The organism is Pseudoalteromonas sp. MMG012 (assembly GCF_018100875.1).
Classification (GTDB): Bacteria; Pseudomonadota; Gammaproteobacteria; order Enterobacterales; family Alteromonadaceae; genus Pseudoalteromonas; species Pseudoalteromonas aurantia.
On sequence record NZ_JAGJEF010000088.1, the window covers coordinates 1 to 16,269 of the forward strand.

The window sequence follows — 16,269 nt, forward strand, 5'->3', positions numbered from 1 at the left end:
GTGCTTGTACCATAACCGCGTTGTAAATATTGCTCACTGAGCCTTTGTTGTGAACGATAATGACGTATTTGAAAGCCAACATTCAGTGACTGGCTGAGTTGATAATGACTGTTAAACGTCAGTTTATCAGCGGGGGCTTCTGAATAGGGTTGTTTTGTATAGTCTACATTGCCTAAGAAAAAGTTTGGCACACCCATAACATCCATATTCATTTTAGAATATGCCAAGTATATGCTGGTATTAAGATACTGATAATGGGATTCAACTTCGAAGCCTTCACTGTCTAATCGGCCAATATTTTTAGCGCTGTAGTCTCTATGTGTAGCAACCGGTATGCCATTGGTGGGCTTTGGGCCTGGAGAGCCAAAGTGTTTATTACCTGCGTTATCAAGATAATACATAAAAGGGATATTATCGATGTAATCGTCAATTGTGTTGTTAAAGTAAATGGCTTTTATATGGAGCGTGTCCGCGTAGCGTTGGTTTTCGATACTGAATCCAAACCCTCCTTCATAGTTTGTAGATTTTTCAGCTTTTAAATTCGGTTGTGGTTCACTGAAGCAAATCTTACCGCCGATATGACAGCGCCACTGATCTTTTTTATACAATTCTTGCAATGACGGAGCTCTAAATGCTTGGGCAGTTTTTAGATAAAAATTTACATGGCGGGTGGCTTTATAGGTTAGGCCAAGTTCACTGGATGTTGCATCATCACTATTACCTCCAAAGGGTTTGAATGTGTTTGTACGGCGCTGGTATTCGTCATATCTAAGGCCGGCGGTGACTAATAATTTACGGTTAAAAAACTGGCTCTGATCAATAATTGAAATAGACAATGAATCAGCATAACTCTCACCATAGTAGCTGGTACGTATTTGCTCCTCAAACTGATGTTGATCAAAAGACTCATGTTCATAATTAAGCTCAACAGCTAGTTTGTGGCTAACAAAGCCGTCAAATTGAGATAGGTTAGCAAGTCGCATACCGTGACGTTTGCTTTGGCCATAGCTTTGTTTATCATAACTGACTTTTTTATCGCCTCTTGGGATATATCCTTTGGTAATTTTGTCGTAGGTTTTTTTTGCGTAAAATGCTTGAATGTCTAAGTCAATCAATGCGCTGACTGGTTGGTAACTATAATTGAGCATACCTTCGAGGTAATCGTTTTTATAATCTTCCATTAAAGTCGGGTACTTTATACCTAAGCTGAGTCGTTGGTCATACGGTTGGTCGACCGATTTTGTTTTGCAGTAATCAATTTTGCTTTTTAAATAATGTTGAGAGTGAAAGTACCATGTATTTTTTAATGCGACGTTACTGCGCTCGGATTGATTTATAATTTTGTCTGTTTGTGCGACGACTTCTTCGTGGTTTTGTGCACCAACAACGTCAATATCATCATACTTCACGTGGCTCATGGTCATAATAGTATCGGTTGTATTTGTGAGCTGAAATACGTTGATGGACCTGTTCATTGAATCCGAAACCGATTCGTTTTGAACTGAGAACTGAGCACCTATCCCTGTGTTGTCTAAGTAGTCTTCTGCGTCTTTTGTCACCATTCTAATGCTACCGCCGATAGCACCTGATCCAACGGTTAATGAGTCTGCGCCTCGCAGCACTTGAATTTGTTTTAATTGACTCGGATCGACACCTAAACTGCCAATGGTAGAAATGTTTTGGCTACCATCAGAGTCTGTTTTACGTTTTATGCTATCGACAGATACATGGATACGTTCGCCGTATAACCCTCTGATACTGGGTTGCGCTGACAGTGGCGTGACACTTCCTGAAACATCAACTCCAGGCAGTGCTTTTAATATTTGCGTGAGATCAGCAGATTGACCTCGCTTTATACCATCTGAAGACAGCGCGGAAACGGATGCGGCGACATCATGATTGGGTGCTGTGATTTTATGGCCAAGCACTTCAATGTGTTCATCGGCAGAGGTTTTTTTTAGCTGAGCGTGTGCTTGAGAGTGGATAGCTGCGCTAATACAAAGACAAATGGCAGAGTACTTCATGGTATTAATTCTTAATAATAATAGTTCTCATTTCGTATTGCGGGGCGGATATTACGCTTTAAAATAGCTAAATACAATAACTAATTACTTTTGGTTATAACAAAGCGCTAAACTTGAACAAAGTGGGTTTTTTTCTGGCATATTCTTTGATATGTTCACGGAGTAGTTGTATTCGTTTGAGTTTTTAAAGGGACATTATAAGGAGTCGAAAATGAGGCAGGTTCTGTTCATACTATTATTATGTGGCGGGTCATTGACCGCAAATGCAGAAGAGTTTGCAGGTGGTGCTGATATGAGTAAATTAGTGGCTGCTAAGGAGGTTTTGCGTGATATTTCATCATACCGTAATAAACCCGTTACTTTAAAAGGTATTGTGACCAAAGTATGTAAAAAGAAAGGCTGTTGGATGGCACTTAAAGTCACTGACAATGATGAGATAACCGTGGAAGTGAAAGACGGTGTTATGGTTTTCCCACTGTCAGCTGTAGGACGAAGTGCATTCGCAACAGGTGAAATTGTGACGCGGGTTATGGATTTGGAAAAAACACGAAAATATTTGGTACATAAAGCACTAGAAAATGCAGAACCATTTAACCCGAATGAGGTTACCACGCCGATGTCGGTCCATATATTAAAACCTTCATCGGTCACTATTTTGCAATAGTGCTGGTAATTGTTCGGCCAGTTAAGCGCGCAGGCACTAAACTTGCTTCTAAATTTGCTTAAATGAGTTGTGCTTGAGAACATATGACTCAAGATATTATTGGAGTAGCAAAGATGCGTTGGCCTGCAGTTTTTATGGCATTGATTTTATTTCTTTTAATTGGTTGCAAACACGATGTTGAAATAAGTGATGGGGTTGTTCATACGTTTTCGACAGAGTCAATTTCACAGGGGCAATTTTCTGACGACGGTAAACTATTACTAGGAGTCACCGGTACAGGATCTGTCATGCTCTGGCGGGTTGACTCGCAACAAGTGGAATTTAAGATCCCAGATCACAAAGTGTTAAAGCCAGTTAAACATGTCGTTTTATCAAAAGATAAATCGCTGATTTTAGTGGCCAATGATAATACTGTCGGCCTGTGGTCTGTTCCAGCTAAAGCAATGATAAGTAAAGTAAAGTTTTCAGGAGTGTCAGCGCGCGCAACGATCACTGCCATGGCATTATCACCACATAAAGACCGGTTGCTTGTGGGCATGGCTGATGGGTCACTGAATATGGCTGATATAAACACGCGATTGAATAATCGTTTTAAGCCACATAGCCAACCCATACGGCATTTAAAATTTGATACTCAAGGCGCGCTTTTTCTCTCGGGTGGGCTAGATGGTAAAATTGGGTTATGGCAATTTGGTTCTTCGGCAGCGCTATTTGAGCAAGAATTTGCACACCGTGTTACTAGTTTAGCGACCACACGTGATTTCTCTCGGTTTTTTGTTTCAGATGGGTTAAGTGCGCAACATATTAAACAATTAACTTCGGGCGCAGAGCAGGCTAAGCTAAATTATAGTGCGCGGTTTAAAATATTTAGGCAATCAACATTCGTTGAGAATGGGGCGCTATTGGCGACATCTTCTTCTAAATCACATCTGTCTTTATGGCACACAGAAACTGGAGAGGAGCTAGGGACATGGACTATTCAGACCAAAAATAAGGGGGCGAGCATTGTTGCAATGCATGCCGACAATCATGGTAATTTGTTCACATTTAACTCTGATGCGGTACTTGAACGGTGGAATTTGGATTTAATAAAGGCGCTATAGCGTGAATTACTTCATCGGCAGTTTATTGTTACTTTGTACTTTGCTTGGTTGTTCAGACCCTTTTGTTGCACAAGCTCAAAAGCGTTATGTGCTGAGTGAAGAACGTGTACTTGACGGTAAATTATCACACGATGGTGAATGGGCTGCATTAGTGATGGAAGGGCCAAGTGTTAATATCTGGGATGTGCGTTCTAAAAAGGGGGTATTTTCTTTGGCAAAAGAGGCATTGCCCACCACCATAAGAACATTTTTATTCAATAAGCAACACCGTTTGATTATTGTTGCGGGGAGTAACGTACTACAATTATGGGATATAAATACGGGTAACCTTGAAGGGACCCTCAATGTATCTGGTTTTGATGAATTAGCAAGAATTACAACTTTGCAATTGTCACTAGATGCTAGGTTAGTGGGAATAGGCATGACGGATGGTTCGGTTACGCTTTTTAATCGCAAAAACAAGCAAGCCCGTAGAATAGTCCCTCACACAAGCAATGTAACTCATATTCATTTTTTACCTGATAATATTGGCGTATTAAGTGCTGCTCATGATGGCTATGTTAAAGCGTGGACAATGGATGAAGGGAATACGTTATACTCAGTCAGGTACCCTTCACGAATTAGTACGCTTTCGGTGGCACGTACAGGCAATGATATGTTTGTGTCAGATAGTCTGAAAACTCAGCAAGTGTTAAATGTTAGTAATGGGAAATTGAGCAAGCAGTTAGATTATATGTCTCGGTTTAAATGGTTTCGACACGCATTGTTTCTTTCCGGTTCGCCCTACCTTTTAACATCGTCGCCAAAATCAGAGTTAACTGTGTGGCATATGTCTTCTGGTAAAGAGGTGTTAAGTTGGCATATAGAGGCTGAATCAATGGGCACAACCTTGTTTGATATGATTGAATTAAGCAGTGGTAGATTGGTGACTCTCAATAGTGAAGCCGTTGTAGAACATTGGCATACCGATGAGTTACTTTTTTTAGGAACGCAATAATAGCGAATAGGCTATTACAATGTATACTGTGTCAAAAAGATAGATACGCAGCCTCGGGTTGCAGTCATCATATGCGGGTTTTAAATGGATGATAAAATGCGGTTAATACTGAAATGTTTGCTGGTCGTTGCTTCGTTGCTTAGCTTGAACGTACTGAGTTATGAGCCACAATTGACTGTGGCGCAGTGTGCACGATTTAATCAAGAAGCCGCGAACATTCAGTTATTAATTAAAACGGCATCTGGGGTACAACATCGTCAGTTATCCAATCGAGCGGGGCGTTTAAAAGAACGCATAGAGGTATTCTGCCAAAACCCTACCGAACTTGAATCACAAATTGTTGTTGCTTTAAAAGTACCAGTAGAGTTGGCAATTTCGGGGCAAACACAAACCGAGAATAATGCCCACTCTCAATTATCAAGTTATCGTGATCAACGAAAACAACAAGCATGGCAACGTTTTTATCAACGACCACCACACTGCGATTCCTATAAAAATAATATGGCAGAGTTAGTCCGTTGTAGTGATGAGCAAGCAGCACAAAAATTGCTTTTTGAACGACAGTGGGCAATACGCCACCCTGTGAAAACCGCTTTTACAACAGAACCAAAAAATGCGGAACAAGAACAAAAGATCAATGATGTCATTAATACCCACACTAAAGTAGTGAAAGCCTCAAAGCCTAAAGTGGACCTTCGGGATCCGAGCTTATACGTTTCATCAGTCTCTAAGGTTGAAGATATATCCTCAGGGTTTATACCGTTATGGCAGTATATTGGGGAGTATGTCATTGCGGTTATATTATTGCTGGTATTTTTGTTTGTTATAAAGTTGACGAGCCCTTATATCACCAGGATGGCCAAACGACACTTTAGTGATCACTACCTAAAATCGACATTAAGAAAAGGGCTTCTAAAAACGCATTACAGTTTGCATCATAATTTGATGTTGCCAACCGCAAGTGGCAACATCAAACTAGATCAAGTCATTACTTCCAAACACGGGGTGTTTTTAATTGTTAGCCAATCTCAGCTGGGTGATGTATATGCAGACAGGCATTCAGAAACATGGATAGAGAGAAATAAAAAACATGAAGCGCATTTCACCAACCCGTTAAGGTGTTTGGAGCAACGTTTAAGTTTGTTGAGAGAGCTGATAGGTCTTGACGATGAAGTGATAGGCTTAATTGTGTTTAATCAGGAGGTGACATTTAAAACCCCGACGCCTGCAGAAGTATGTTTATTGGCTCAATTGATTAATCGTATTGACTGTTACCAAAGTAACGTGTTGGATGTTGCGAAGGTGGAAAAAATAAACCGCTTATTGATTGCTTATTCAGCAAGTAACACAGGAACTGTTGCCAAAAAGCCAGATGATGAATCGAAACCACTTACCAACGAGCCTTTAAGTAACTCCGTCGAGTAGTATAAAGCCTCATCATTACAATTTACTGTGGGGTATTTACATACATCTCAATATAAATACATGTGAGATTGATAATTAATATCATTTAAAATAATATATTGTGATAATTGCAATGTATTGGTTGAACGTGTTTATGACTAAAAGGCAGCTATATAAGCTTCATAGTTGGGTTGGTTTGTTGTGTTTACTGCCATTTTTATTGATTTGCTTGACGGGCAGTCTTTTGGTTTTTAAAACAGAGATTGACCGTATTTTACTGCCAGAAGAAACGGTTGTTTTTGCTTCAGAAGAACGCATGTTAGAAGATGACTTGCTTATCGCTGTGCGTCAACAATTGCCAGAGTATGAGTTGGGGAGCTGGGAACTGCTCGGTAATAATGGCGAGGCAGATCGAATATATTTAATTAAAAAAGGCACAAATATTTGGTTTAAAGCCCATTTGAACCCCTACACTGGCAAGGTTCTAAGTACACCTGAGCATTTACATCACTACTTGACCGACTGGTTAGTAGAGTTACATTACACATTATTACTCAATGATATTGATGGATTTGATGAACACCTAGGGACTGCATTCACCAGTATTTTTGCGCTGTTTCTAATTTTTTTAGGCATCTCAGGCTTAGTCATCTATCGGCAGTTTTGGAAAAGAGTACTGACACTGCGCTGGGATCAGCGTTTGTTGGTTGTATTAAGCGATATTCATAAAATGGTTGGCACATTATCGTCACCAGTATTACTCATTTTAGGTGTGACGGGTGGTTACTACAACATCTCTATTTATATTCATGAATGGCAAGAGCATCAACAGCGGCCAGAACATCATATTATGCAAAAGCGTCTCTATGTTGATGACGTTAGCATTACAGATATGGTTGTCACAGCACCGGACTATGTAGCTGGCTTCAAAACTACCTACATTTTATTTCCGACAGAACCAAGTCAAAATATTACCTTATTTGGACAAGTTCCGACATCTAACCCGTTACTGAGTGACTATGGCAGTATAGTGACGTTTGATAGCCAAACAGGGCAATATCTAAGCCGTTATGACATTCGTGAGCAGGGTTTTGTCACTGTGATGATTGATACATTTCGTAAACTACACTTTGGTAATTTTGCGGGGTTGGCCAGTAAAATTATGTACAGTATTGTTGGGTTAGCACCAGTTCTCTTGGGTATTACGGGGCTTTATTTATGGTATTCCCGCCGACGCAAACGCTTAAAAAAACGGGCTAAAACCAAGCTTGCTTCACTCTATTCATAGGGTATATGTGCAAATAAGCGTTGAGGTTGAGTTTTTGTTATAGGGATACGAATTTAAGACGATGTTATTGATGTTTCTAGAATGTGTAGAAGGTAATTATTTATTCCAAAAGGGATTTATATCTCGATATACAATAACAAAGTAAATATTTATAAAACACAAGTGAGAGTTGTTATCATTTGTATTTGTTGCTAGTATGCGCCTCCTATTTTTGAGGTAACCACCTCTTGTTGCAGTATTTTTAGGAGTTTGTATGCAACCTTCACGTTTTGGTTTTGGTGTGAGTTCACTGGCTATATCTGTTCAGTTAGCTTTATTTGGCAGTGTCGCAGTTTCTGCAAACGTTATTGCACAAGAGGAGACGGCCAACGAACAAAGTGTTGAACGTATCAGTGTATACGGCCGTCATAATCAGCTTATTTTAGACTCTGGCACCGCCACAAAATCAAATATGGCTTTGATGCAAACACCTGCAGCGGTTGTTGTGGTAGATAAAGCACTATTGTTAGATCAAGCCGCGCTCACTTTGCAAGACGCAGTACGCAATGTGAGTGGTTTATCACAAGCAGGTAACAACTATGGCGTAGGTGACAACCTGATACTACGTGGACTTGGGGTGAGTTATACGTATGACGGCATGTATGGAGGCGCAGACTTAGGTAATAGTTTTAACCCAACGCGCACGTTAAGTAATGTTGAAAGCATCGAGGTTTTGAAAGGGCCGGCTACTGGATTGTATGGTATTGGTGCCGCGGGGGGCGTAATAAACCTTGTTGAAAAAAAGCCCTTGGATATAGAACAGTATGAAATTAAAGCGACGGCAGGTGCTTGGAATACATACGGTGTTATGATTGACGCAAGTAATGTGCTCTCTGAAGAATGGGCTTACCGTTTAGTTGCCAACCATGACAGCACCGATGGTTTTAGAAGTTTAGGGTCCGAACGTAACGAGGTATATGCGTCATTGAGTTTTGAGCCGAATGATAATCACCGTTTGTTACTGTCGGCTGCATACATAGATGATGAAGTACAAATTGACTCAGTGGGGGATCCGGTAAGAATTTTAAATTGGGATAGCATTGAAGGTAACCCTGGTGTTGTTACTGCAGCTATGCTGCCTAATGACACAAATGCAGATGGTGATGATAAGTTGGGCATTAAATTAACACAGTCACAACGTACTGAACTTGCGAATTCAATTTCAGCGTCTGATGGGTTACATCCTTTTGATTTAGGGTCTGGTAACTTAATTTCACCTTTGTCAAAGCCTAACCAAGGCGAAGAAAAACGCGTGAAACTTCGTCATGATTGGTATTTTGATAATTCATCAAGCTTTACACAACAATTACTATATCGAGAATACGACTCTAACTTTATTAGGCAGACGGGGGCGTACAATTATGTGTATTGGGAAAGAAGTGGTGAAATTAATGCTGACCCGCGCGCGCCGTTATTACTCGGTGACACGGTTTATCCTTACTCAGCACGACGCCAAGAATACAGAAAGCAAATCGCCAGTGAGAAAACATGGCAATATTTTGCTGACTTAAAATTGAGTTGGAGTTTCGGTTCAGTGGTTGGTGAGCACTTAGTTAGTGCAAACTATGAAAGCCGCGATATGGCTTATAAAAGCTGGTCAATATATGATGCAGATGGCGCGGGTGAAGGTAAAAATGCATTGCCTTACATTTTAGATATTCGCAATCCGAATTGGCCAACGGGTGCATTTGAAGATTATAGCCCGACGTTACGAAGCAATTATGACAAAAAACTTACAGCGTATGGGATCAGCGCTCAGGAAGTTTTGTACATTACTGATGAATTAACGGTTCGCTTAGGCGCAGCCCATACAAAGGTAGAGCAAAAATATCAACATAAAGGGACTGACCGCACTCCAGGGATCAGTGATGAAATTGATACCAGTGATAGTGGTTTTACCTTTAATGCAGGAGCCAATTACCAGTTTACTGAACAGTTTGCCGCATTTGTTAACGTTGCGAAAGGTCGGACTGCTTATAGTGTGTTGGGCAGTTTGATTGATACCAGTATGCCTAGGTATGAAAATGAAGAGAATCGACCAGATTCAGAGTCTGAATCAATCGATTTAGGTGTGCGTTTTACTGCATTAGATGAAGACTTGATTGGATCTGTGGTGTGGTTTGATACGCGTCGTACGAACCTTCGTTATAACAACGAGCAATTTAACGATAATCCAGATGATGCAGAGTATAATATTGATGTGCCGCAGTACTTTTATGATGATGAAAACAAATCAGACGGGGTCGAAGTAGACATCAATTTGGCGATTAATGATGTATTGAGTATGAATGCGAATGCCACTTGGCAAGATGCGGTTGAGATTCGAAGCAACAAAGCATCAGGTCAAAGAAAAGGGATCCCAGAGAAGCTAGGGAGCATATGGCTGAATTATGATTTAGCATTAACGCAATTAAACGCACCCTTAAAGGTCAGTTTAGGAGCGAGCTATATTGGTGAGCGTACGATTAACGCCGCTAATTTTGGATTACCAACATCGACCATTGGTAGCTATACGCGTTGGGATGCAGTGGTTGCATATCATACTGAAACATACTCACTTAGGTTAAATTTAGAAAATTTAACGGATGAAAAATACTATGCTAAAGCACTCTTCTTAGGTGGTTTACCTGGAAATGAACGAAACGTTAAATTAACAGCAAGCTATACATTTTAATTTGTAAAGATATATAAATAGCGAACAATGCGGTTAATTGATAAAGCCCTGATAGTGATATCAGGGCTTTGTGTTATTTGACTAAACAGTTGATATTGGTCAGTAAGTCCACGGGGGCGGTGTCTTTTAAGTCATTTAGATATTCTTCAAATGGTGGGAAGTCAATTAGCTCTAGGCCACTTTGCGGTAGCCATTGTCCAAAAAGCCAATCATACGGTTTTTCCAGCTCCGCATAGTCACCTTTAAATAATACACTCACACAGTTGCCAGCGGGCACCGTTACGACTTTTAATTGTGGGTCTAGTTGCTCTGTTTCATCAGGTGCAATACTGATGCAGGCAAGTGATGTGAGCTGTGATTGTTCAACAGATTTTGGATCATCGTAGTATAAACCAAAAAACCGTGTTGCTTCATTGATGAGGTTATGGGCGCCAGCAATGACGGTCAATTTTTCAAACGCTCGGCCAATTTTCATATAATCACCATGGTGTTCAAGACCTATGAGCGTGATTTCTGGCGTGGTGTGCTGCTGTATATTAAACATAAACGGATACTCTTTCTTTGATAAAGGATAAAACGCACAGTGGTCAACCAAGGGTGTACTTCGTAACTTTCTATACACGTCAGGAGTTTGACCATAGTGTTTGCTAAAAGCGCGGTTAAAGGCGGCAACACTGCCGTATTGTACTATTGCGGCAATTTCAGCTTGACTCATATCACTACGCAGTAACATTACAGAAGCTTTTTGTAGGCGCATTCTCCTAACGGTTACATTAATAGCTTCACCCGCAAACTCACGGTAAATACGATGAAAATGATAGGCCGACATACATGCTCGATCTGCCAATGTATTCACATCAAGATCCTTATTTATGTTGTCATACATATAATCAATCACGCTCAGAAGGCGTTGTTGATAATGGTTACGTGTGATGGCTTTCATGTCATGCTCCGTAGTATCGTATTGCGAGTAAATTTATATAAATGTACTTGCTTATGCAATGGTGGTTACTTTATGCGATGTTGGATTGATAATGTTTGCGAACTTTCAACATGGTTCTTTTGTATTGCCATTTGAAATTGATTTGTAAACATGGGGGATCTGGCATAAAGTTAATTGAGCTGAATGCAATAGTTTTAATCTATTCACGCTGTGTTGCTGTCGTTCACTGTAGCCAGGCTAATTATATGAGAAGTGTATTTCAACAATCACGATTAAGCGTGTGTCATACCCTGTTGTATGTCATGGTTCTTTTTATGTGTTTGCATGTTAATGCAGGGCAACCAAAGTACGATTTAACGCAAGGTGGGGCAGGAATAAGTCGAAGTTTTTCATATGTTGACACCTCAGATGTGGCGACGTTTGATTATGTGTCTACCTCTAGAGAGCTAAAATGGCAACCACACCATAAAGATAATCTGAATTTGGGAATTACGCAGGGAACATACTGGTTTCGGCACACTTTCTCTATTCACGGTAATACACCACAGGATGTCATTTTTGAAGTAAGTTATCCTTTACTAGATGATTTACAGTTATTTATTGAACATGATGGAAAGATATCCTCTTATCAGTTGGGGGATCTGCAACCCTTCTCAAATCGTCCGATAAAACATCGCTTTTTCTTGACCCCTTTTGTTATTCGACCACATGAAAACGTTCAGTTATACGCTCGCTTGAAAACATCCAGTGTGATGATATTACCGGTAAAACTGTGGAAGTCGTCTGATTTTACACAAAGGAACCAGATAAACATGCTTATATTAGGGGCTTACTTTGGATTGATGATTTTGTTGTTCGTCTACGTTTTTTCTTGTGCGGTGATCACACGCAAGCACGTTTATGGATATTACCTTGGTTATATTTCAAGTATGACATTGTTATTGTGTAACTTATCGGGCTTAAGTTTTCAGTATTTTTGGCCTAATAGTATTTGGTGGAATGGACAGTCGAGTATTTTTATTCTGTACATTATTGTTCTTTTTGGCATTTTATTTAGTCGTAATTTACTTGTTATACAGCATGCTTACCCTAAGTTTAATCGGTTTTTACGGTATCTGATTGTTGTTGTTGGAATGATGGCAATAGCGTCACTCGCACTACCGTATGAACTCATGTTAGCACCAACCATTTATTTTAGCATGGCATGTTGTGTACTTGGGCTCGTTATTGGCTATCTGAGAGTTAAAGATGGCTTAGAGGTGGCTAAGTTTTATAGTATCGCTTGGGGAGGGGCGTTTTTTGGTGGGTTAGTGCTGGTGGCTACCAAAATAAGTTTAGTGCCTTTCAATTGGTTTACTGAGCATGCACTGATGTTTGGAATCAGTTTTGAGATACTGTGTTTGTCGTTTGCTATAGCCAAAAGCTTGCAAATCGAACGAAAAGAGAAAATTGCCTTGAAAGACTCGCTAATGAGACATATGACCAATGCAAAAGACACCTTAGAGCAGCAAGTTTTACAACGCACAGCTGAACTTGAAAAGGCAAATATACAGTTAATGCAATCCTCTATAACAGATGCATTAACCGGAGTTGCAAACCGCCGACGGTTAGATGAGTTTTTAGATGTTGAATATGCACGCGCGGTTCGGTTTAACTATCCGATATGCTTGTTAATGATTGATGTTGATTATTTTAAGTGCGTAAATGATGAACATGGGCATCAAGTGGGCGACACATGCTTGAAGCTGATTGCAGAGCGTATTACCAATGAAATAACTCGAGTCGGCGATTTAGTCGCCCGTTACGGTGGGGAGGAGTTCTGTATTGTTTTGCCCTACACCCATGAATTAGATGGTGCAAATATAGCGCAAAGAATTAGAGAAAGTATTGCGTCTAAGCCCATAATGACCAGCGTAGGTCCTGTAGAACTGACAATCAGTATTGGTGTGGCGGGTCACCAGCCAGACTGTAACATGCCCTTAACTCAGCTAGAACTTGCCGATAAGGCGCTATATACGGCAAAGAGAAATGGCCGAAACCAAGTTGTGATGGCCAGTGAGATGCATGAAATTAAGCTGAGGTAAATGGCGACTTTCATTGGTATGAATTGAGTGGCTACGTTTGATTAATGGAGTATTAAGGTTTGGCCGTGAATGTTTGCTTAGTGCTAGAAACGGTTCATCAGCATAACTCGTTTCTGCCCCAAAATGAGTTAACGTAAATGCCCTAAAGGGCTGATTTGAGCGTATAGCGGACGGTGAGCAAAACTATGTGTACGAGTTAGCAGCCCGGTAGCTGCTTAAAATCAATTAGTAAACCTGCTTACTTGCTCAGGCTAGCAGCCTCTGTACGCGTAAAAAATATAATTGCTTATTAAGGCAAATTTAGGTGTAATGAAGACATAATAAGTGCTGAGCAATGCAGGGAAAGCTTACATAACACTAGCTAAACTGATTACACTAGCTAGGGAAGTGAGAGCCTCCAAAAAGCCTGTTTTTTCTAAGTAAGCCATAGCATAAACAACACCAACTCTGTCACACCGAGCAGGTAGCGGCTCAGTCCAACAAGCGATGATGCAACACAAACTGCGTGTCGCATAAATACTAAAATGTTATATCACTTGAAAAGGAATGGTGCATTTTGAAAATTTGTATAGATAGAACAAAATTAAAAAAGCAAGATGTTGATACAAGAGAGTTAATTGAACGTATTTCAACAGGTCAAGCAATATTATTTACAGGGGCTGGTTTCTCTAGCCTGACAAAAAATGTAAATGACGAAGAGCCGTCAGCTGCTAAGGATTTAGCTAACGAAATATGTAAACTTGGAGGCTTCTCTATAGACGATGACCTTCGCTTTGCAACAGACTATTACATTGAAAACCGCAGTGTACCTGACCTAATTCAGTTACTTAAAAAAAAGTACACTCTTACACAAACTAATCGAATTCATGAAGAAATTTGTAGTGCTAAATGGCGTCGTTTTTATACAACTAATTATGATAAAAGTATCGAGATTGCATCGGCCAAGGTAGGAAACTTAGTTGAATGCATTGATGTTAGCTTTCCTACGGATACTTATTATAAAAAAGAAAGTTTGTGTATACATTTGAATGGTTCAATTGATAGTTTAAATGAAGATAGTATTGAATCCACTTTCAAATTATCTACCTCGTCTTATATTTCTCCTGAATCTTTTACAAAATCAGACTGGCATTATTATTTTAAAAAAGATCTAGAGCGGTGTAGTGCAATAGTTTTTGTTGGTTACTCAATGTATGACATTGAGATTCAAAAAATATTGTTTGAAAATAGTGATTTAAAAGAAAAAACCTATTTTATTACACGTGAGAATCCTAACCCTAGGACATCTTTTACTTTATCCAAATTCGGTAATATTATTCCTATTGAAGTAGAAGGTTTCGCTGAATTAATAACAAAAAACGAAGAAAGTATTTCTGGGTATGATTCTGAGTATCACCTCCAATCCCTAGCTCCATATGACTTATCTCACGATAAGATTGAGGTCAGAGATGCTGACGTGGAAGCTATGATAATGTTCGGGCATATAAGTTCAGCTTCTATAGATGATGCAGTATTAAGTGATCAATTGATTCCTTCTCTTGTAGTGAGAGAAAGTTTAGATTTGATTAAAGAATTTATGGTCGATGGTAAAAATGTCGTTTTATATAGTGACATGGGTAATGGTAAAAGTATTTTAACATCTCAAATTCATAGTTATTTAACGGCAAGCTCTTTTGAGTGTTACTTCGTAGATGACATCGAAGGTGATTATATTTCTGATATTGATCACCTTTCAACATTAGGTAAGAAAGTTGTAGTAACCTTAGATGGATATGAACGATACCTTGACTTACTAAAACATTATTCATTTTCATTACCTGATAACATCAATGTTATCGCTACATCTCGTACAGCCGAGCATGAACGACTTCGCCCTCATTTAAAAGAAATAAGATTTGAATATAGTGAAATTTGCCTTGATGAACTAGCTGAGAATGAAATTTTAGCTTTAGTAGATATCATTGATAATTTGGGTATGTGGGGCGATAAAGCGGGGTTATCAAATCATCAAAAAGTCAGGTTTATAAGAACTAAAAACAACTCTCAGTTATCTTTAACATTACTAAATTTGTTTAACTCCCCACAATTTAGAGATCGAGTTTCAAACGAACTATTGCCTCTAATGGGTGATGATGAAATCAAGGATACTATATTTGCTATAGCATTGTCTGAAGTACTTGATATACCTTGTAAAAGCAGTATGATTTCTGATATAGCAGGTAATGATAGAATATATTCATCAGACTTAAAAGATAATAAAAACTTCAAAAACTTATTCCATATGAATGGAGATGGGATAAAAACAAAATCTAGTTTGTTCTGTTTATCTCTCATCAGGCATCATTTTTCACCTTCGTATGTCACATCTACTTTACAGAAGATTGCTAAACGATTTAATGAATACAGAACAAGAGATTATGAGCAGCGAAATATATTTCTCGCAACTTTAAGGTTCTCCTTTGTTGAAAGGTTATTGTCAGATACAAATAAGAAAGGTAACTTAAAGCGATACTATGAGAATTTAAAAGTTTCAGTTAATTGGTTAAAAAGTGACCCTCATTTTTGGCTACAGTACGGAATGGCTAATATAACTTTCAAAGAATATTCAAAAGCCCAGCAGTTTCTAGACTCGGCATATGCCCTTGCAATGAATAAAGATAGATATGATACAAGCAATATAGACACTCAACAGGCTAGGTTACACTTATTGGTCACAATGAAGGAAAATGAGCCTCATAAAATTTTTGAAGGGTTTTCAAAAGCGCACTCTTTATTAGATAGATTAGACAATGATGTTTATAAGTATAGGCAAGTAGATATGTACAGTGACTTCTACAGTTCTTGTTATGAAAAACTATCCAAGGGCAATCAAGTTGCATTTGAACGAGCCTGCCAAAAAATGGAAAAATCTATTGAAGCAGCTGTAAGTAATGGTGAGATAGATATATCTCAACAATTACCTATTAAGAAAACAAAAGAAAAATTAGCGCATATATTGTCAAACATCAAAGAGCAACGTGATACAACAAGTCAATAAAGTCGGGTTAGT

The 16,269-nt window shown here is 39.2% G+C and carries 10 protein-coding genes; 8 read left to right on the forward strand and 2 right to left on the reverse strand.

The window, feature by feature from the left end:
* Positions 1–2,024: TonB-dependent siderophore receptor (locus J8L97_RS20155; protein WP_211052393.1), on the reverse strand; the 2,024-nt coding region annotated here is incomplete at its 3' end.
* Between the two features lie 211 nt (positions 2,025–2,235).
* On the opposite strand from J8L97_RS20155, the gene J8L97_RS20160 reads away from it, so the two are divergent.
* From J8L97_RS20160 to J8L97_RS20185, 6 genes are all read left to right on the forward strand, one after another.
* Complete coding sequence (locus tag J8L97_RS20160; RefSeq protein ID WP_211052395.1) at positions 2,236–2,688, forward strand: DUF4920 domain-containing protein; 453 nt, start codon at positions 2,236–2,238, stop codon at positions 2,686–2,688.
* 113 nt (positions 2,689–2,801) lie between these two features.
* Positions 2,802–3,791: a WD40 repeat domain-containing protein gene (locus tag J8L97_RS20165; protein WP_211052397.1), complete on the forward strand. Its 990-nt coding sequence runs from the start codon at positions 2,802–2,804 to the stop codon at positions 3,789–3,791.
* Between the two features lies 1 nt (position 3,792).
* Entirely contained in the window at positions 3,793–4,788 is a 996-nt protein-coding gene (locus tag J8L97_RS20170; protein WP_211052398.1) for a WD40 repeat domain-containing protein, read from the forward strand.
* A 96-nt stretch (positions 4,789–4,884) separates the two neighbouring features.
* Complete coding sequence (locus tag J8L97_RS20175) at positions 4,885–6,213, forward strand: nuclease-related domain-containing protein (protein ID WP_211052399.1); 1,329 nt, start codon at positions 4,885–4,887, stop codon at positions 6,211–6,213.
* Positions 6,214–6,346: 133 nt separating this feature from the next.
* On the forward strand, positions 6,347–7,480 hold the full coding sequence (locus J8L97_RS20180; RefSeq protein ID WP_211052400.1) for a PepSY domain-containing protein: 1,134 nt from the start codon (positions 6,347–6,349) through the stop codon (positions 7,478–7,480).
* A gap of 253 nt (positions 7,481–7,733) precedes the next feature.
* Entirely contained in the window at positions 7,734–10,193 is a 2,460-nt protein-coding gene (locus J8L97_RS20185; RefSeq protein WP_211052401.1) for a TonB-dependent siderophore receptor, read from the forward strand.
* 73 nt (positions 10,194–10,266) lie between these two features.
* Here J8L97_RS20185 and J8L97_RS20190 read toward each other — a convergent pair whose 3' ends face one another.
* Positions 10,267–11,136, reverse strand: a complete 870-nt coding sequence (locus J8L97_RS20190) for a GyrI-like domain-containing protein (protein ID WP_211052402.1) — start codon at positions 11,134–11,136, stop codon at positions 10,267–10,269.
* 245 nt (positions 11,137–11,381) lie between these two features.
* Here J8L97_RS20190 and J8L97_RS20195 point away from each other — a divergent pair, with 245 nt between their 5' ends.
* Complete coding sequence (locus tag J8L97_RS20195; protein WP_211052404.1) at positions 11,382–13,220, forward strand: diguanylate cyclase; 1,839 nt, start codon at positions 11,382–11,384, stop codon at positions 13,218–13,220.
* 556 nt (positions 13,221–13,776) lie between these two features.
* Positions 13,777–16,257: an SIR2 family protein gene (locus tag J8L97_RS20200; protein WP_211052406.1), complete on the forward strand. Its 2,481-nt coding sequence runs from the start codon at positions 13,777–13,779 to the stop codon at positions 16,255–16,257.
* Positions 16,258–16,269 lie beyond the last annotated feature (12 nt).

Excerpts from the sequence above, each read along its gene's own strand:
- J8L97_RS20160 (WP_211052395.1), top strand. The coding sequence starts at position 2,236 with ATGAGGCAGGTTCTGTTCATACTATTATTATGTGGCGGGTCATTGACC.
- J8L97_RS20165 (WP_211052397.1), top strand. The coding sequence starts at position 2,802 with ATGCGTTGGCCTGCAGTTTTTATGGCATTGATTTTATTTCTTTTAATT.
- J8L97_RS20175 (WP_211052399.1), top strand. The coding sequence starts at position 4,885 with ATGCGGTTAATACTGAAATGTTTGCTGGTCGTTGCTTCGTTGCTTAGC.
- J8L97_RS20180 (WP_211052400.1), top strand. The coding sequence starts at position 6,347 with ATGACTAAAAGGCAGCTATATAAGCTTCATAGTTGGGTTGGTTTGTTG.
- J8L97_RS20185 (WP_211052401.1), top strand. The coding sequence starts at position 7,734 with ATGCAACCTTCACGTTTTGGTTTTGGTGTGAGTTCACTGGCTATATCT.
- J8L97_RS20190 (WP_211052402.1), bottom strand. The coding sequence starts at position 11,136 with ATGAAAGCCATCACACGTAACCATTATCAACAACGCCTTCTGAGCGTG.
- J8L97_RS20195 (WP_211052404.1), top strand. The coding sequence starts at position 11,382 with ATGAGAAGTGTATTTCAACAATCACGATTAAGCGTGTGTCATACCCTG.